This window comes from Providencia sp. PROV033 (assembly GCF_028484855.1).
GTDB classification, from domain to species: Bacteria; Pseudomonadota; Gammaproteobacteria; order Enterobacterales; family Enterobacteriaceae; genus Providencia; species Providencia alcalifaciens.
The window spans coordinates 61,238-81,420 of record NZ_JAMPSW010000003.1 but is presented as its reverse complement, the minus strand read 5'-3'; the positions used below and the strand labels follow the sequence as shown (position 1 = coordinate 81,420).

Annotated in this window: 14 protein-coding genes; all 14 read right to left on the bottom strand. The window is 44.8% G+C overall.

Annotation, left to right across the window (positions count from 1 at the left end):
• Positions 1-103 precede the first annotated feature (103 nt).
• The 14 genes from bamB to hscA all read right to left on the bottom strand — a co-directional run bounded on the left by bamB (position 104) and on the right by hscA (position 20,178).
• A complete protein-coding gene (gene bamB, locus PSF16_RS01520) occupies positions 104-1,276 on the bottom strand; it encodes an outer membrane protein assembly factor BamB (protein ID WP_036963899.1) in 1,173 nt (390 codons plus the stop codon).
• A 21-nt stretch (positions 1,277-1,297) separates the two neighbouring features.
• Positions 1,298-1,921 carry a YfgM family protein gene (locus PSF16_RS01515; protein ID WP_006658625.1) on the bottom strand — a complete coding sequence of 208 codons (624 nt, stop codon included), beginning with the start codon at positions 1,919-1,921 and terminating at the stop codon, positions 1,298-1,300.
• A gap of 10 nt (positions 1,922-1,931) precedes the next feature.
• Positions 1,932-3,209, bottom strand: coding sequence for a histidine--tRNA ligase (gene hisS, locus PSF16_RS01510; protein WP_006658626.1), 1,278 nt, complete (start codon positions 3,207-3,209; stop codon positions 1,932-1,934).
• 214 nt (positions 3,210-3,423) lie between these two features.
• Positions 3,424-4,545, bottom strand: a complete 1,122-nt coding sequence (gene ispG / locus PSF16_RS01505; RefSeq protein WP_272688659.1) for a flavodoxin-dependent (E)-4-hydroxy-3-methylbut-2-enyl-diphosphate synthase — start codon at positions 4,543-4,545, stop codon at positions 3,424-3,426.
• A 176-nt stretch (positions 4,546-4,721) separates the two neighbouring features.
• Positions 4,722-5,669 carry a cytoskeleton protein RodZ gene (gene rodZ / locus PSF16_RS01500; RefSeq protein WP_272688658.1) on the bottom strand — a complete coding sequence of 316 codons (948 nt, stop codon included), beginning with the start codon at positions 5,667-5,669 and terminating at the stop codon, positions 4,722-4,724.
• Positions 5,670-5,868: 199 nt separating this feature from the next.
• The gene (locus PSF16_RS01495) at positions 5,869-7,068 is read right to left on the bottom strand and encodes a bifunctional tRNA (adenosine(37)-C2)-methyltransferase TrmG/ribosomal RNA large subunit methyltransferase RlmN (protein WP_006658630.1); all 1,200 of its coding nucleotides are present in this window, start codon (positions 7,066-7,068) and stop codon (positions 5,869-5,871) included.
• Positions 7,069-7,239: 171 nt separating this feature from the next.
• Positions 7,240-7,665, bottom strand: coding sequence for a nucleoside-diphosphate kinase (gene ndk / locus PSF16_RS01490; RefSeq protein ID WP_006658631.1), 426 nt, complete (start codon positions 7,663-7,665; stop codon positions 7,240-7,242).
• Between the two features lie 287 nt (positions 7,666-7,952).
• The gene (gene pbpC / locus PSF16_RS01485) at positions 7,953-10,274 is read right to left on the bottom strand and encodes a peptidoglycan glycosyltransferase PbpC (RefSeq protein WP_224050424.1); all 2,322 of its coding nucleotides are present in this window, start codon (positions 10,272-10,274) and stop codon (positions 7,953-7,955) included.
• A 113-nt stretch (positions 10,275-10,387) separates the two neighbouring features.
• Positions 10,388-15,427, bottom strand: coding sequence for an alpha-2-macroglobulin family protein (locus PSF16_RS01480; RefSeq protein WP_272688657.1), 5,040 nt, complete (start codon positions 15,425-15,427; stop codon positions 10,388-10,390).
• A gap of 239 nt (positions 15,428-15,666) precedes the next feature.
• Complete coding sequence (locus tag PSF16_RS01475) at positions 15,667-16,119, bottom strand: enhanced serine sensitivity protein SseB C-terminal domain-containing protein (protein ID WP_154628963.1); 453 nt, start codon at positions 16,117-16,119, stop codon at positions 15,667-15,669.
• A gap of 113 nt (positions 16,120-16,232) precedes the next feature.
• Positions 16,233-17,528 carry an aminopeptidase PepB gene (gene pepB / locus PSF16_RS01470; protein ID WP_036963906.1) on the bottom strand — a complete coding sequence of 432 codons (1,296 nt, stop codon included), beginning with the start codon at positions 17,526-17,528 and terminating at the stop codon, positions 16,233-16,235.
• Between the two features lie 256 nt (positions 17,529-17,784).
• A complete protein-coding gene (gene iscX / locus PSF16_RS01465; RefSeq protein ID WP_006661301.1) occupies positions 17,785-17,985 on the bottom strand; it encodes a Fe-S cluster assembly protein IscX in 201 nt (66 codons plus the stop codon).
• Between the two features lie 7 nt (positions 17,986-17,992).
• The gene (gene fdx, locus PSF16_RS01460) at positions 17,993-18,325 is read right to left on the bottom strand and encodes an ISC system 2Fe-2S type ferredoxin (protein WP_006658639.1); all 333 of its coding nucleotides are present in this window, start codon (positions 18,323-18,325) and stop codon (positions 17,993-17,995) included.
• 2 nt (positions 18,326-18,327) lie between these two features.
• Complete coding sequence (gene hscA, locus PSF16_RS01455; RefSeq protein ID WP_272688656.1) at positions 18,328-20,178, bottom strand: Fe-S protein assembly chaperone HscA; 1,851 nt, start codon at positions 20,176-20,178, stop codon at positions 18,328-18,330.
• Positions 20,179-20,183: the final 5 nt, after the last annotated feature.

The window sequence follows — 20,183 nt, the reverse complement described above, 5'->3', positions numbered from 1 at the left end:
CTGATAGAATTCTGAGGCTTAAACTCAGAAAACAAAAAAACGAAACGGCCCCTGTATTCAGGAACCGTTTATTTTATCGATAAATTGTCTGCTTGTCAGGAAATTAACGTGTTAACAGGTAAACTGTTCCGTTTCTTGCCTGAACCATCAGTTTATCACTTGCAATGACAGGACGGCTGTGGATCCCTGAACTGTTCAATTTATTCTGTGCCACAAATCCGCCAGTGCTGGTATCTAGCCAGTGTAAGTAACCTTCTTTGTCACCCACAACGATGTAGCCATTATAAACTTCTGGTGCCGATAATCCGCGGTTAAGCAGCTGGTCTTGAGTCCATAACGTCACACCATCACTCTTACGAACAGAAAGAACGCGATCCGTTTGGTCAACTAAATATAAGTTATCACCCGATAACACCATGTCGTTGATAGAACCCAAATCACGTTTCCACAACATCTGACCGGAACGCATATCTAACGCAGCTAATGTGCCGTTGTAAGCAATTGCATACACTTTGCCATCATCAATAACTGGCGTCATGTCCACATCATTCAAACGACCAATTTCTGTTGAGCTGGTGACTTGAGAGATACGTTGCTGCCAAATCAGCTGACCTTGAGACAACAGAACCGCACTAACTCGACCATTATCACCACCAACAATAGCGGCACCAAATGCAACCGCAGGCGCAGACTCACCACGTAATGAAAGCGATGGAGTGTCCATATTCACAGTCCACTTAATCGCGCCAGTCGCGGTATCCAGTGCCTGTAATTGACCATTGCTAGTGTGGATGATAACCATATCGCCATTAACGACTGGTTTGGATAGGGCTTCGCCCGCCACTTCCACATCCCATAGCACTTCACCGTTTTCTTTATTCAGCGCGATAACTGTACCACGCTCAGTGCCGATGAAAATTTTGTCATCATAGATGGTCAAACCACCAGACAGTAACGCAGATAAATTGGCAGAAAGAAAACCAGTACGTTTCGATAAATCGACAGACCACAGCTCTTTGCCGCTTTCAAGCTCAAGCGCTTTAACTAAACCTTTGCGATCCGCAGCATAAACTGCCGAGCCATCCCATGCTGGAGAGAGTTCAGAATAGAACTGCTCAACACCATTACCAACGGACTTATCCCAAACAATTGAAGGTGTAAATTGATTCTCAACCTGTGGTAATGGCGCCATCACAATAGAATCAGTTTCGCTGGAACAACCGGCAAGTAAAGCTGAAGCAACCAGGCCTACCAAAAGAGTTTTGCGCAACTGCATAGTGTGTCGTTTCCTTTCTTCTTATGAATTAGATACGTTGTTCAATTTCAGAGTCAAAATGCCTCTGAGTGATTGAGAACCTTCACTTTCTAACCCCTGAGTGTATGCCGCTTTAGCGCCGGATTTATCACCCTTCTGGAGTAAAGCATCCCCACGGACATCCTGTGCCGTAGCTTGCCATGACTTACCTTGAATCTTTGCAACTGAAGCAAGCGCTGCATCTGCATTACCGAGCGCAAGTTGGATACGTGCTAAACGCAGATTAATCACATCTTGCATATCAACAGTTTTTGCTTTCGCTAATGCGTCCGTCAGTGCTTTCTCAGCACCGGCTAAATCGCCTTTATCAGCAAAAACTTGCGCCAGTTCCAGTCCAGTCATTGCACTGTAAACATCGTTAGTTTCTGCTGCAAATTTTTGCGCAGCTTGAATACCTTCAGCTGAGCCTGAACGCAGTTGTGTATTCACCACTTCGTATTTTGCTGCGCTTTCTTGCAACACATTCGACTTGTGTGATTGCCAATAGTTCCAACCAAATACACCACCGACACCAATTACCAGCCCAACAACTAATGCAACGCCGTTATTCGCGAAAAAACGTTTGATCGCATCAACTTGATCTTGTTCGTTTGTATAGACTTCCACTTGTCTCTCCTTAACCTAACAGCGCAGCGATACGCGATGCCACGAGTTGCTGTGAAATAGTTTCTTGCTCACCAGTACGTAAGTCTTTCAACGTCACTTGGCTATTGTTAATTTCGTCTTCACCTAAGATCAGGGCAATTTTCGCCCCTTGCTTATCGGCACGAGCGAGTTGTTTCTTAAAGTTGCCGCCACCGTGGTTAGTCATTAAACGTAAGGTTGGTAACTCATCACGGACTTTCTCTGCAATTAATAACGCAGCTTGTTGGCTATTTTCACCAAATGAAGCCAGATACACATCTGCAACTGACGTGTCCGCTGTAAATTCTGGGTTCACCTCTTGTACGAGCAGAACCATACGTTCCATGCCCATAGCAAAACCCACTGCTGGCGTCGCACGACCGCCCAGTTGTTCAACTAAACCATCATAACGACCACCAGCACAGACAGTGCCTTGTGAGCCTAACGCGGTAGTGACCCACTCAAATACCGTGCGGTTATAGTAATCTAAACCACGAACTAGGCGCTGGTTAACTCGGTATTGAATACCCGCGTTATCTAGTAACTTGCACAGACCTTCAAAGTGCTCACGGGATTCTGCATCAAGATAGTCAAACAGAGCAGGAGCATCATTTAATAATGCTTGGATGTCTTGGTTTTTAGAATCCAAAACACGCAGAGGATTGCTATACATACGGCGTTTACAATCTTCATCCAGTTTATCTTTGTGCTGTTCAAGGAACGCCACTAATGCGTCGCGATAGTTTGCACGCGCGTCTAATGAACCGATTGAGTTAAGCTCAAGAGTCACATGCTCACTGATCCCAAGTGCACGCCACCAGCGGGCAGTCATTAAGATGACTTCAGCATCAATGTCAGGACCTGCTAGACCAAAAACCTCAGCGCCAAGTTGATGAAATTGGCGATAACGCCCCTTCTGTGGACGCTCATAACGGAACATAGGTCCTAAATACCACAAGCGCTGTTCCTGATTGTACAGCAAACCATGCTCAATACCGGCACGGACACAACCTGCGGTATTTTCTGGGCGCAGTGTGAGGCTCTCTTCGTTACGGTCATTGAAGGTGTACATCTCTTTTTCAACAACGTCAGTCACTTCACCAATCGCCCGACGAAATAACGGGGTCTGCTCTACAATCGGGGTACGAATTTCACTGAAACCATAACCTTGTAAGATATTTTTCAATGTTGCTTCGATTTTTTGCCACACTCTAGTATCTGCTGGCAAATAGTCATTCATGCCGCGAATGGCTTGGATATTTTTTCCCACTTTATTTCTCTATTTTCAGAATTACATAAGGTCGATTATAAGAGCGAAATGTCATCAGGTTCAATCAACAAACTGCAAATCCACCGAGGAATCGGGAATTATCTGTTGATTTTGGTCGCTATGGCGTAATTTTAAGAAAAAATTACCGTGATTAACACCGCTAATCACGGGCATAAATAGAAAAACTGACTCATGAGGAGCCAGTTTCTAATTATTATTTTTCGATTTGATTAACATTTATTCGCATGCTTTCGTCCAGCATTGCCGCTTTGGCACGAATTTTGGCTTCTAACTGGTCAATAATGTTGTCATTATCAAAACGCTCTTTTTGACGAACACCATCTTCGTAGAATCCACTTTTGGTTTTCGCACCCGCAACACCTAAGGTAGAGACTTCCGCCTCTCCTGGACCATTCACGACACAACCGATGATAGACACATCCATTGGCGTAATAATATCTTCCAGTCGCTGTTCTAACGCATTCACTGTGCCAATCACATCAAATTCTTGACGTGAGCATGTTGGGCAAGCAATAAAGTTGATGCCCCGAGAACGAATACGCAATGATTTGAGGATATCAAAACCGACTTTAACTTCTTCAACAGGATCTGCTGCGAGAGAAATACGTAATGTATCCCCAATCCCTTCCGAGAGCAGCATACCTAAACCGATAGCCGATTTCACTGAACCTGAACGTGCGCCGCCCGCTTCTGTGATCCCTAGATGAAGAGGTTGATCAATTTTTTGTGCCAATAAACGATAAGATCCTACCGCAAGGAAGACATCGGACGCTTTGACGCTAACCTTGAATTGGTCAAAGTTGAGCCTATCCAGAATATCCACATGGCGCATTGCCGATTCAACTAGAGCTTCCGGCGTTGGTTCACCGTATTTCTCTTGAATATCTTTTTCTAGCGATCCCCCATTCACACCGATACGGATCGGAATATTGTAATGGCGAGCACAATCAACAACTTGACGAATTCGTTCTTCACTGCCGATATTGCCAGGGTTGATACGTAGGCAGTCAACGCCATATTCTGCGACTTTTAGGGCAATACGGTAGTCAAAATGGATATCAGCGACCAGAGGTACCTCAACTTGCTGTTTGATGAGCTTAAAGGCTTCTGCTGCATCCATTGTTGGAACAGATACACGCACAATGTCCACCCCAACGCGCTCAAGCGCTTTAATTTGGCGGACAGTGGCTTCAACATCAGTTGTACGGGTATTGGTCATTGATTGAACAGCGATAGGTGCGCCGTCACCGACAGGAACATTACCTACATAAATACGCGTGGATTTACGTCTTTTGATTGGTGATTCGTTATGCATTTTAGTTTAATTCTCCGAACATCCATGTGCTCATTAATACCATGGCGCTCTTTAATATCATGGCATAGTGTATGGTCATTGCTTTAACGCGCCCCACTATACACAAGAAAGCAAACTATAAACTATCACAAAGAGTGTTTTAGGATAGAGTTTGCTTCTTTCAATTCGTTACATTTTTATGCTTCTGGCAGCTTAAATTTCGCGGAACGTTTCGCTTTGATAAAGCGGCTTAAATCAACGTCTTTACCTTGGAATTGCACCGTGACATTCGCCGGAGCCCCAATATTTAAACGGTAAGGTTGCGCCCCATCAAGTTCAAGTTTATCGCCACTATTTTTCATGCCGCTGAATAACACTTTATTATTTGCGTCACGAATTTCTAACCAGCACTGACCAGAGAAATTCAACGTTAAGCCATTGCTCGTTACTGCTGGCATATCTGCTGTTTGAGTCGCATCCGCTTGGACTCTATCAACGGAAGGGATAGTTTGTGGCGCATTCGGCAGAGGGATCGTTTTTACGCCATCTGTCTCAGTATTCGTCGTGGTTGCTTGGGCATCCGTTAAGACGGGAGCAGGCTCTGCCTGTTCGGCACTATTGTTGTTCGCAAGCGGTGCATCAACAGTGACATTGCTAACAGGCTCACTACTCGTATCTTGCTGAGTCAGCACTAAGTCATTTTGGTTAGCCATCGTCAGCAAATCTTTTTGTTGCGCATTATGGTCTTGCCACCACCAGATACCAATCATCGCAATCAAAATAATGACGATCAACCAAGTCAATTTCATTAGCCAACCTTCACGTTTTTTGCGCTTTTTGCCTAATGAGTAACTTTGCATTGGAGAAACATTCGGGGCCTGTGCGGGAACATCACTTTTCAAGAGGGAATTGATGTCATTCTCAGGAATTCCAACCATTCTCGCATACAGACGAATATAACCACGTAAAAACGTCGGTTCAACACCCGCAGGATGAATATCTTGTTCTATTTCCTTTACCGTACTCACTTTAAGACACAGTCGCTCCGCAACCGCTTCTTGCGTTAAACCCATATGTTCACGCGCTCGGGATAATAATTGTCCTACAGTGAGAGAAGTTTGTTCGGTATTATTTTCGATAGTCATTTGCTGGCAACACTGTTTCCAAGTTTAATAAATATAAAGTGGATTTTACGCCACCTTACCCGTCTGCGTACGTCATAGTTTTCAACAACAATAAACATGATATGCCGCTTTAACTATTGTAGGCGAACCAGGACGTTTTGCCTAACCATAAAACGCCCTGAATCATAAGCTAACCAACTGATTAGATATTATCTATATATCAGACTGATTTAACCTGGATAGGTTCCCCAGCAAGGCGTTTTTTCAAGGTTCGTTTCGTCCTATCAATCACATCACCTGCAAGCTGTCCACATGCAGCATCAATATCATCACCGCGAGTCTTGCGAACTATAGTGGTAAAACCGTATTCCATCAATACTTTAGAGAAACGGTCAATGCGGCTATTGGAGCTACGACCATAGGGAGCACCTGGGAACGGGTTCCATGGGATTAAGTTGATTTTACTCGGCGTGTTTTTCAAGCATTCCGCTAATTGGTGCGCTTGCTCAACGCTATCATTGATATGATCAAGCATGACGTACTCGACTGTGACACGTCCCGCATTCGCATTGGATTTTGTTAAATAACGATTCACACTGGCTAAGAATGTTTCGATATTATATTTCTTATTGATTGGTACGATTTCATCACGTACATCATCTGTTGGCGCATGCAGCGAAATTGCCAGCGCCACATCAATCATATCGCCCAGTTTATCCAACGCAGGAACAACCCCTGATGTTGAAATAGTCACTCGGCGTTTTGACAAGCCAAAACCAAAATCATCTAACATGATTTCCATCGCAGGAACCACATTATTTAAGTTCAATAACGGCTCACCCATCCCCATCATCACCACGTTGGTGATAGGACGACGACCGCTAGACTTCAGCGAACCGATGATTTTAGCCGCACGCCAAACTTGTCCGATGATTTCGGAAACACGTAAGTTACGGTTAAAACCTTGCTGCGCGGTAGAACAGAATTTACATTCCAGTGCACAGCCAACTTGAGAAGAGACACACAGTGTTGCGCGATCAGCTTCAGGGATATACACCGTTTCAACCAGTTGATCACCCACTTTGATAGCCCACTTAATTGTGCCATCCGATGAACGTTGCTCATCAGCAACTTCCGGCGCACGAATTTCCGCGACTTCTTTTAATTTGGCACGAAGCACCTTGTTGATATCGGTCATTTGATCGAAATCATCGAAACAATAGTGGTAAATCCACTTCATAACTTGATCTGCACGGAAAGGCTTTTCGCCGAGCTCAGCAAAAAATTCGCGCATCTGTTTACGGTTTAAGTCCAGTAGATTGATTTTTTGATTATTTCTTTGCGGTTGATCGTTTTTTTCTGGCGTAACAGATACAGCAGAAGGAGTTGCACACTGTGCATTAGTAGTCATATCAGACATTGAGTTTGCCTCGTTATTACACTTTCGGCAGTGCGAAAAGCACGACGTAAAATAGGGATTGCGATTAGTCAGGACGACTAAAAATAAATCACCCTGTTAACGCAATAATTAACAGGGCGACATATTGTACAAATATTATAACAATAATGCTAATGCATTATTGAGAACGCCTTAGCGTGGGCAGATTTCGTCAGCAGCGAAGAAATACGCGATTTCACGTGCAGCAGATTCTTCAGAGTCTGAACCGTGAGTTGCGTTTTCAGTGAAGCTGTCAGCGTAATCAGCACGTAAAGTACCTGCTAATGCGTTGTCTGGGTTAGTTGCGCCCATCAGGTCACGGTGACGTTGAATTGCGTTTTCGCCTTCTAACACTTGTAACATGATTGGACCAGAAGTCATGAATTCAACCAGACCATCAAAGAAAGGACGACCTTTGTGCTCAGCGTAGAAGCCTTCAGCTTGTTCACGAGTCAGGTGCATCATTTTAGCTGCAACGATTTTGAAGCCTGCGCTTTCAAAACGGTTGTAAATTGCACCGATGACGTTTTTCTTAACTGCGTTTGGTTTGATGATAGAAAATGTACGTTGAACAGCCATAAATAACCTCTTAGCGATTGACTTGACTTTTACTCTTTATTCTCTGCTTTATTTCTCTTACTTAACCCAATGTTCCCACTAGGATTTCAAGAGGGGCATATGAAGAACCAAGAATATGTGTCTGTTGTAGTTTTTATATTATTTCTATTCCTGATGTTAGGAAGCAGAAAAATAGGGCGTTGATTATAGGGGCTTGGATTACAATTTCCTACAGTCACAACAACATTTTGTTAATCTTTTTATAGCAAAAAATGCTAACTTTTTAATTAAGTCACTGTTTTATGCTATCACTTCACCTTAAAGTTGATAGCAGTCACCTGTCCACTCATATCTAAGACCGATATTTGGTAGTTTCCACTTTTTTCGAGCGTCAGCAAAATTGCCCCATTTTGCTCTGTATTGTTCACTTGCTCACCGTTTAAAAACCACCATTTTTGTCCTTGCCCACCTTGAGTGAGTAAACGCAGGTCTAAACTGGTTTTTCCGGGTAAACGCTGGAGAACTTCCCCTTCGCGGATCCCAGAAATTAACAATGGTGGCATTTCAAGGTTCAATGGCGGACATGCCGTATCTGGTTTAGGTAGTCGATTTACCCGTTTTTCACTTGCCGGCAACCATGACTCTACAGTGATCGGCCATAAATGGATCTCTTTTTCTTCCGCATTCGGGCAATCCGCCGCCACTTGTAAACCTTGTTCATTGACCCACACTTTTTGCCTGAGTCCAAGAGAGGATTCTTGATCCCGAGCCATGAGTGTTGGTGGAATCGTATTGTCTAAAATCCAACTCAAACGGCGCTGGCGACAATTACTATCTTCTTTCAGTAATGAGGTTCCCCCCGGCCAGCAGATCACGGCTTGGCTAACACTTGCTGGCCTTGAATCTTTGGGGAGCACTTCGCGAGATTGATAAATCCGCGTCAATAGCATGTTATTCACTTGGTTCATAATTGGGATCGCTGTGGCATAGCCGAGCTGCCCTGCAACAGGTGTCGCATCAGGGCGCCCGACCCAAACGCCAATGGTATATCGAGGATTTACACCAATCGCCCACGCATCACGGTAACCATAACTGGTTCCTGTTTTCCAGGCAAGATTTGGTTGTCCAGATAGATTTGCATCCGGTACAGGACGCGCTTCTCCAGCCATAATTCGACGAACAATCCATGCCGCCCCCGGTGACATCAAGGCTCGGTCGCGAATCACATCCGCAGGTCGATAACGCAGTGGAGACACTTTTCCTTGGCGAGCAAATGCACTGTATGCCGACACTAAATCTTCCATACGCGCTGCTGTTCCGCCTAAGATCAACGATAAATTGGGTTCTCCCCCCACAGGAAAACGCAGCTCGGTTCCGACATTACGTAATTGCGCGGTAAAACGCTTACTACCGTACACATCCAGTAGCTGCACAACAGGTAAATTTAACGAGCGCACTAATGCATCACTAACACTCACGGGACCATTGAAACCGCTATCAAAGTTACCGGGGCGGTAATCATTAAATCGACGCGGTACATCTTGCAAAAGCGACTCTGCATGGATCAACCCATCATCCATTGCCAAGGCATATAAAAAAGGTTTGAGTGTGGAGCCCGGTGAACGCCACGCGCTGATCATATCGACATGACCAAAGCGACTATCATCCTGAAAATCAATCGACCCGATATACGCTTTCACGCTCATATCCGTGTGATCAACCACCAGCAATCCTAAAGAAGTTTGCTTAGGTAATTGGTTTTTCCAGTTCATCGCCATATCTTCAAGCTGCTTTTGCAGGCTTGCATCAATGGTTGTCTCCACGATGGACTCTTGAGAATCTTTGACCATCCGACGCGCCAGCAATGGCGCTAAATGCGGATTTTTACGTGGCGCAAGCCAGATTTGCTCTTGCTTAATTTCATTAACTTTTTCAGTACTCCAAACTTGGTATTCAGCCAGTCTGTCGAGTACTTTATCTCGTGCTGCTTGCGCCCGTTCTGGGTATCTATCAGGTCTTAAACGACTTGGCGCTTGGGGTAAAACCGCAAATAATGCTGCTTCACTTGCGGTTAATTTTGCGGGGGATTTATTCAAATAAACCCAGCTGGCAGCACCTATGCCCTCAATCGTGCCCCCATAAGGCGCACGGTTAAGATACATTTCGAGGATTTCATCTTTGGAATAGTGATATTCCAGCTGTGCGGTACGCCATAACTGTTTGAGTTTTCCGCCAAACGTACGCTCATGTGGGTCAATCAGCCTTGCCACCTGCATTGAGATGGTGCTGCCCCCAGAGACAATGCGCCCTGAGCTCACTAACTGCCCCGCCGCACGCATAAGTGAAAATGGATTAACACCCGGATGCTGATAGAAATGGCGATCTTCATAAGTTAATAACGCGTCAATATACTCAGGCGAGACCTCATCCAGTTTCACGGGGAAACGCCAAATACCGTCTTTATCGGCAAAGCGCCATAACGGAGTCCCATCCCCCGCGACAACCGTGCGTGCCATCTCAATCTGCTTGATTGGCAGCGGCCAAATTTTATCTGCGGCTAAAAAGGCCAGTGGCAATACCACGACCAAAACCAGTAGCGTCCATCCAATGCGACGTAGCCATCTCTTCATTCGTCAATATACCGAGAGTTATTATTTGTTTTTATGATACTAAAAAAAGAGGGAAACACACGCTTCCCTCTTTATCTTCATCTAAATCAATAGCGATATTGATTCAATGTCAATTAACGAACCACTTCCAACTGACCATCGGAGTAACCCGTTGCACGCCACTCTGGCACATACATGGATTCCACCTGTGGTACTGGTTTGTTATATACACCCGGCGTTACCGCGCGAGCTAAGTAAACCAGTGTTGTCGGACGATATTGTTGAACTTCTACTGCCGCAACAAAACGGTCATCACGGTATTCCATGTGACGAATTTGCGACTGCTGCATATCATCAATCATCTCTTGCAGATTTGGCGCAGATTCACTGAGATTCGCGCTGCTATTGGCTAAGTTTTGGTTTTCCAACTCTAAGCCCGCAGGTAATAAATCCACCACCAGTGCATCAGGGACAGTTTGGTTGGCATTCACTTCCAACTTCACCACCACCATTTCGCCGCTTCTTAATCTATCGATTAAAATACGGTTGCCTTTCATATCGTAGTAACTGCGTTTGATATCCAGCACATTTGAGTATGGCTTCGGTGAACGCATCGGATAACCGACAACATTCAAGCGAGTATACAGTGTGCTTGTACCGCTGTTTTCAACACTATAACCATTTACTAGCTGTTGTTTAGTTAAGAACTCACTCACTGGTTTATCTGAAACCAATGGTGGCTCTTGACCATTGACTAGCGCTTTCCATGGTGTTTCTGTTTCATTAGCATAGAAACGACCGGCTAAGTACAGGGCATTGCTCTCTTGAGTTGAGAAATACTTCTGTGAAGTCAGGTTGTTAGATAGCGTTTGCAGTTTTTGGTCACGGGATTTTGGCATCAAGTTATATTCATTTAACAATGCCACGATCATCGCATCATCACGGATCGCTGAACCATAGTCACCAATGCTGCTGTAACGTGCGCTCTGTTTCTTCATACCATCAATAATGGCACTTTCACCACGCGCTTTATCACCCATCAGGTTTAATGCCACACCCAGTTGAACTAACGCTAAACCGCTGGTCGCATTGTTGGCTTGACCATAGATTTGACGCAGTGCTCCTAATGGCGCTTTCTGCTGAGTCGCTAACACTAAGCCCGCATAGGCTTGGATCGCAAAACGGGATGCGTCTGGCTGATCCGTGTACGGATAACTCACTTGGCTACCATCTTGTAAGTAGCTTAACAGGCGTGCGTTAGCGTTATTCAATGCACTTTGTGGTACGGAGAAACCACGCTGATTGGCTTTATTTAAGAAATCCGTCGCATAGGCGGTTAACCAATACTCTTCACGTCCCATTTTATCCCACAAGGAGAAGCTACCGTCGTCACGCTGCATGCTCAATAAATGAGGGATCCCTAACTCAATCGCTTTATGGCGATCCGCGTCAGTTTGTGAATTAATCCCCAGTTTTTGCAGTTCAGCTTGTGTAGAGAACAGTGACGGATACAGCCCACTCACGGTTTGTTCTAAACAGCCGTATGGATACGCGAACAGCTCGCGAATATAGCGTGCAATTTGCAGTGGTGGACGACTCGTTAACAGAACTTGCCCTTCCAGCGTATCTTGCTGTAAATAAGCAAAATCATTGGTTGGTAATGACCAAATTTCACCCGGCTCAATCGCGGTAGCAAATGCCACAGTTTCAGCCGGTTGTGCTGGACGCACGCCCACTTTCCAACTGTTTTTGTACTCTTTCTCCGCTTCCCCTTCGACTTTCACGCCGTTAATGGTCATGGAGACTTCACCTTCACCAAAACCATAATCAGCACTGACTGGCAGCGTCACTGTGGTACGCTTGCCCTTGGTCAGTTCGATATCACGGGTTGGTGCACCGTCTAATTTCACCATGCCCGACGCTTTAAATGTGACGGTCACATTCTGCGTATTGTCGGTCATGTTGGTAAGATCTAACGCGAAGTAAGATTTATCACCCCCCGCCATAAAGCGCGGCATCGACATTTGCGTCACTAATGGTGCAGCAACCACTACTTTGCTGTCAGCATGACCAAAATCTTTTTGGTTCCACGCTTGCGCCATAAGGCGCAGCTCCCCATTAAAATCAGGGATAGCTAACGTAATTTCTCCTTCGCCATTTTTATCTAAGGCAACAGGTTGCGCTTGTTCTGCAATAATCTGCACTTCAGTTAATGGTTTCATACCACCACGCTCAAGTGCGGCATCTTCACCATCACCACCAAAGCGCAGATTGGCTAGCTTCCCTTGCCCTTCAATTAAGTGACCATACACATCGTATTGGTCAACGCTGTAGCGCTTACGACCAAAGAAAGCATCGTAAGGGTCTGGCGTTTTAAAATCCGTGATATTCAATACGCCAGTATCGACCGCAGACAGCAATACATTCACTGTTTCAGGCAGTGGCTTGCCATCTTGAGAAGTGGCTTTGATCTTCACTTTCAAATCTTCATTTGGACGCATTTTTGTCGGTGCGTTCAGCGCCAATGCAATCTTACGATTTTCATCGGCTAGCGGCAGGTGTAATACCCCAACGGCGCGTTTAACAGTCGCCTCTTTGGAATCATCCCCCGGACGAACAACCACCGCAGAGATATATAAATCATGGCGTGCCCACTCTTTATTCACCGGCACTTCCACATCTAACCCGCCAGCTGGGACATCAATTTCCTGCCACCATAATGGGGCACTGCTAGATTCAAGCAGAATATAACCTTTACCTGCTTTTGGCGCTTCGATGCGGACTTTGGCTTTTTCACCCGGTAAGTAAGCTGGTTTATTCAGACTGAGTTTCACTTGGTCAGGGCGAACAGAACCGCTACCTCCGGTATTATCTTGCCAAGAGAAGCCTGCCCAGAATTGAATGCTACTGACAAGCTCATTGTCAGGGTTGGTAATTTCTAAACGGAATGAGCCCCAATCCACTGGGAATGAAATCTTAGCGGTACCATCTTTCGCAATAGATATATTTTCATTCGCCATCACCAAATCTTTTTGGTCGTAGTTAGAGACCCAGCCGCCACTTTCTGACCAGCTCCAATAGTAATCACGACGCTCATACACTAAACGCGCCGTGAGGTTTTCAGCAGCCAGCTTGTGTCCAGCCATGTCTGACATGACAATTTCAAACTCAGCTAAAGAGTTTTCATCGACGTTATAACGTTTTGCGTAACGGTCAGTTCGGTAATCGTAGATCTCTTTTTTCTCGAATAACGGACGAATACCAACAAGTTTTTTCGCTGGCCAGATCGCTTGTTCAGCACGGCGAGTCACCGGACGACCGCCCGCCTCAAGTAAGCTAGCTTGCAGAACAGCGGTAATCGGGGAGCGTGTTGATTCCCAATTACTTTGTGGTAGGGAAATCACAGTTTCGCCACTGTTATTCAAGGTTAAATCAAACTCATCCAGCTTACGGGGTAAGCCTTCTTCATTAATCGCACCGAACTCAAAACCCGGTAATTTCGCCACTGCTTCGCGGTTTGCTTTCAGTAATACTTGCCCTTGCAGCTGATTATCTGCTGCTGGTGCGCCATAGAGATAACGACCTTTAATATCAAATTCAACAGGCTGCGTGATTAATACAGGTTTTTCGCTGCCTGTAATATCCAGAGCCATACGCTCTGGCATAAAATCTTCAACGTTAAATTTGTAGTAACGTTGTGGAGACCCGTCACCTAAATCAAAACGCAGTGACCAGCCACCCGTTTCAGCATTTTTAGGGATCTCTAGCTGATACTGATACAGACCATCTTGTTTTTCATCGCCCTGCCACACAAAGCTTTTGTAGACTTGACCATCGGTCTTTAAGACATCCACTTTAACTGGCTGAGATTTCACAGGCTGACCATCGCCATCACGCAGTAAACCATTCACTAACAGTAATTCACCGGGACGATATAAATCACGAGGACCAAAAACAAAAAACTGTTTGGCATAACCGGAAGGACCCGAGATATCAAACTCAGACAAGTCTAACGCAGGCTGAGTCAGGTCAATCATACTGGTTTGCCCTTCGTGGGTTGCCAGCAATAATTTACCACCCGCTAGTTTATCTAGCTGAGCGTGACCGTCACCATCAGTAGTGCCCTTCGTCACTAACTGACCTTTTTCATCTAAAATACGTAGTTCGACGCCTTTGATTGCCGAACCTTTCGCTAATGATTGCGTGAAAATATCCACACGATCATGGTAGCTATGTAATGACACACCGATATCACTTAAGGTAAAGACTGTCGCTGGGAATTGATAACTGTAGCTACCCGCTTTTTGCATGATCGCCAAGTAGACGCCATCTTGTTGCAGCTCTTTAATATCTTTCAATGGCAAGAGAATGGATTGACGGGTATTTTTGTCTGGGTTTAAATCAAAGCGCCCAGTGTAGGCTAATTCAACTTTGTCGAGGAACTCATCGGAATACCAGTATTCATAATTGCTGCGGTATTGCCACATTGCGAGGAATTGCGGTAACTGCTTTTCATCAATACGGAAAAAGTTAACATCGATTTTATCCACGTTCAAAGCGATAACCGGTAAACCTTGTGCCACTTTACTGGGTAACAGCGACCCTTTACTCGCAAACCCAACGGTTGGAATAATCTGCGCAGTTTGGAATTTTTTCTCGAAACTGTTTGTAATGGTACGCTCGTTAACGGCTTTCACACCCGGATTAACGGAAAGATTTAATTCTTTCGATGGCGGTAAATGACGGAAACGTAACTCCATTTGGTTATCAGACAGTTCCCAATCTCCATCCAGTTTGCCGGATTTCACATCCACCAGATTTAGGTACTGTCCAAAGTTTTGATTCGGTTGCAATGGCACCGAGAACGTCACCACCATGGCGCTCGCACCATCAAGTTGCAATTCTGAGGCATCCAAAATTTCCAGATCTTTCCCGGCATATTTCTTCACTAACTCTTCATTGGAAAGCTTAGGCGCTGCCTGTTTTTGTTCTGCAACAGGCGCCGTTTTAGTACTCGTTTCTGCCGCTGAGGTGGAGACATTACCCTCTTTTTTCGTGGTATCGTCAGTATTATCGCAGCCCGCTAATGCCATAACGGACGCTAAGGCTAATGCTACATAACGCTTTTTCGTTTTTAGACCCGCCAATGAAGTCCAACTTGATTGTTGTTTCATTACCGCCCCATCCCTTATTAAGTTAATTTATTATGTTAATGAAGCTCAAGAGCAGCTCTTGAACTTAAATACGTTGCGATGATTGAGCTTAGTGTGTAATCCGCAATAATAAGCATGCGCATTAATTGAATGCATAATTTAACAGAATGTAACACCAACACCTATCAGACAAAACGGAAAAAATGACATGAAAAAATAAAGACGCGGTAAAAGCCGCATCTTTATTTTAGAGGAGGAAATTAGGTATTTTTGATGGGGATGCTGTCGCGTAAGAAGCTGCCTAGACGGCGTTGATAAAATGGCGCAACGTGCTGGGTAATAATGTGGCTTAACCCTTTTTCGTCTTCGTTAACGATGCAAAAATCAATGGATTCATCCTCATCGATATATTCGCACGCGGTTGCGCCAGCTTCTTGAATAATTTCATCGATATTTTCTGCGCCCGGGACAAATTCCAACGCTATCATCAAAATATCATCAAATTGTTCATCTTCCACTTCTTGAACCGAAACAATAAACGCGCGTCGTACGACTTTATGTTGTTTAAAAAACTCACTGAGCGCCGCTGTCAATTCTTCAGGTTCTTGTTCGAGAACGCTTAATTTTAATGAAGAACCTTCCGGCACCGTGAGTTCAGTAAACTGAACATCGGATTGCGAGTCTGTTGTTAGGTTTTGGGATTGTTGCGTCATTCAATATCCTCTACAACCAAAAATAATATCGTCTAAATTCAAAAACCATTCATGTTAAAGAAAAAATCGCAGGCTGCATTGACTGCACCACTGCGATTTCATTATAACGCGAATTATTTTGATTTTTTGAGAAGTAAGTTGGCTAATGTTCTCACACCAATACCGGTTGCCCCTTCTGCCCATAAACTCACTGGTGATTTACGGTAAGTTGCTGAACAATCGATATGTACCCAGTTTTGACGGTAGTTTTCAACAAAGTGAGACAGGAAGGCGGCCGCTGTACTTGCACCCGCCGTATGAGATGGTGCAGCGATGTTATTCAGATCAGCAAAACCAGAAGGTAATTGTTGACGGTGGAATTCCGCTAATGGTAAGCGCCAGAATAATTCGAACTCTTCATCTGAGGCGGACATTAATTCTGCCACGAGTTTGTCATCGAAGCTCAGTACGGAGTGGTAGTCATTACCCACGGCTGTTTTCGCAGCCCCAGTTAAGGTTGCTGCATCAATCAGTAAGGTTGGTTTATCGTTGCTTGCATCAATCAAGCCATCTGCCAGAACTAAGCGACCTTCCGCATCTGTATTCATGATTTCAACAGATTTACCATTACGATAACGGATAATATCCCCTAACTTGAAGGCATTACCACTCACCATGTTATCAGCAATACACAGGTATAATTTCACACGTTTGTTTAAACCACGAGTAATCGCAAGCGCTAACGAGCCAACCAATGTTGCCGCACCACCCATATCCGCTTTCATCGAGTTCATTGAAGAAGAAGGCTTAATACTATAGCCTCCTGAATCGAAAGTAATCCCTTTACCCACTAAACAAGCAAACACTGGCGCTTTTTCGTCTTTGCCTGGGTTGTAGTCCAACGCCAGCAATACAGGGGGACGGCTAGATCCACGCCCCACGGTATGAATACCCGTGTAACCTTGTTCTAATAGATCATCACCTTTGACAATGCGGTAGCTAATATCTTGAGCGCCCACTTTGCACATTAGGTCGATTGAACGTTGAGCGAGCTGCTCCGGTCCTAATTCTTCAGCAGGCGCATTGATGATGTCACGAACCCAATCAATCGTATTAATACGCTGTTCTAATTCTTTGCGATCCGCTTCTTGCAGTGCTGGCCATTCGATGGTTCTCGCCCCTTTTGGTGCACGAAAACCCTGCCAAAATGCCCAACTTTTTTCTAAGTCCCAGCCTTCGCCAGTTAATGACACATTGCGAATACCTTGGCTATCTAATTTGCGACCAGCACTTTGTACTGCACACAGTTTGCCTGGGTGCTTAAGATGGATAGTCATGCCTTTATCGTTTGAACTTAATAGAGCGCCTTCACCCCAGCATGGCGCTGCTGGTTCACATGTAATCATGACTGGCATAATTTGTTTGGTCATTATTTTTCTCACTTTATCCACTAAGTTAATTATTGCGGGTCTTGAATTTAGCAGACCATTAAATTTAGCTTATCACTTTCTGCTATAAATCTTTGCTAATTCACCAACTATACCCTAAAAATGGTCATAATATTGAGTTTAGTACCTATCAGATTAATAGGCTCTTTTGGACCATTTTATTTTCTAATAGGTCATATCACAGATGAAAAAAAACCGGATGCAATTATTCATTGCTATCCGGCTTTATCCAACTATCTTATTCGTATTCATCCAGCCAGACTAACAAAATGGCTTCAAGGATTTTTTCGTTAGATTTCTGAGGGTCATCCTCAAAATCTTCTAAATCGCAGATCCATTGATGCATGTCGGTAAAACGCACGGTTTTTGGGTCTGTATCCGGATAAGCATCATAGAGCGCTTCACCGATTTCACGACTGTTTGTCCATTTTAGGCTCATAGCTAACTCATTCTCTAGCATGGTTAATCGTATACTTCGGAATATCGACAACCAGATCTTCATCCGCCACTAATGCTTGGCAGCTTAAACGGCTTTCCGGCTCTAGACCCCAAGCTTTGTCTAGCATGTCATCTTCGAGTTCACTGCTCTCTTCAAGTGAGTCGAATCCTTCACGCACGATGCAGTGACAAGTTGTACATGCACAGGACTTTTCGCAGGCGTGGTCAATTTCAATTCCATTGCGCAGTGCTACGTCTAAAATAGATTCGCCCTCTTGTGCTTCAACGACAGCACCTTCCGGACATAACGTACTATGAGGTAAAAAAACGATTTTAGGCATAATTATATCTCATCCACAGAATGGCCAGACAACGCCTGACGAATAGAAGCATCCATTCGGCGAGCGGCAAATTCTTGGGATTTCTTATCCAGTTGTTTAATTGCATTTTCAATAACAGTAGGGTCTGTGCCTTCTACTGCTTGGATTAACTCATTGACTGCATTATCAATTTCTAACTCTTCGGTTGGAGTCAGTAAATGTGTATCTTGCTCTAATGCAGTCGTTAAACTTTCAAGCACTCTTGCTGCTTCAACTTTTTGCTCCGCTAAGCGGCGCGCATTCAAATCCTCTTGCGCGTTAGTCATTGAATCTTTAATCATGGTTGAAATTTCAGTATCAGTTAAACCGTAAGAGGGTTTAACTTGAATCGATGCTGCTACACCCGTGGATTTCTCCATCGCACTCACGCTGAGTAAGCCATCTGCATCAACTTGGAATGTGACACGAATATGAGCCCCACCCGCTGCCATTGGCGGAATATCTCGCAGAGTAAAACGGGCTAATGACCGGCAGTCTGCCACCATTTCACGTTCACCTTGTACTACGTGAACGCTCATCGCGGTTTGCCCATCTTTAAAGGTTGTAAATTCTTGCGCGCGAGCCACAGGGATCGTGGTATTTCGTGGGATCACTTTTTCCACTAAGCCGCCCATCGTTTCCAAACCTAATGAAAGTGGGATGACATCTAATAGCAGCATTTCGCTATCAGGTTTATTACCCACTAAAATATCAGCTTGAATTGCCGCCCCAATTGCCACAACTTTATCTGGATCGATAGAGGTTAATGGTGTGCGACCAAAAAACTCGCCCACTTTTTCACGAACTAATGGTACGCGAGTCGAACCACCAACCATGACCACATTTAAGACATCGTCATTTTCTACGCCGGCATCTTTTAAGGCACGACGGCACGCCATCAGTGTACGTTTGATGTGGGTTTCAATCAGTGACTCAAACGTTTCACGGCTAACTGTACCTTGCCAAGTTGGCAGCGTAACTGTCGCGGAATCTGCGTCACTTAATGCGATTTTTGTTTCGGTAGCAATGTTTAATAATTGGCGCGTTAAATGGTGGTCACCCTGAATGGAAAGTCCCGCTTGCTGTGCAATCCACTGCGCCAATACGTGGTCGAAATCATCGCCACCTAACGCCGTATCACCACCTGTTGCCAATACTTCAAAGACACCTCGGCTCAGGCGTAAAATCGAAACGTCAAACGTACCGCCACCTAAATCATAAACCGCGATAACTCCTTCTTGGCCTGAGTCCAAACCATAAGCTATCGCAGCTGCTGTGGGTTCGTTTAATAAACGTAGAACATGTAATCCCGCTAAACGAGCAGCATCTTTCGTCCCTTGGCGCTGCGCATCATCAAAATAAGCTGGAACAGTGATCACGACACCATCCATTTCTCCGCCAAGCGTTTGCTCTGCTCGCTTTGCGAGCGTTTTTAAAATATCAGCAGAAACTTGAATTGGATCGACTTGCCCGGCAGCCGTTTGGATAAAAGGCAAACCATTTTCGCTAGCTGTCAGCTGATAAGGTAAATTTGGATAACGAGCTTGAATATCAACCAATGAGCGCCCCATCATTCGTTTTACAGAAATGACAGTGTTCACTGGGTCTTGCTCAGAAAGTTGTTTTGCTTCCCAGCCGACAATACGATTATCCGTTTGATAGTTCACGATTGAAGGTAGCAGATAACGACCGTGTTCATCGGGTAACACCGCAGCTTCACCACTACGAACCGTCGCAATCAATGAATGTGTTGTACCAAGATCGATGCCCGCCGCCAATTTACGTTGGTGCGGTGCAGCGGTCATTCCCGGTTCACTTATTTGTAATAAAGACATAATCG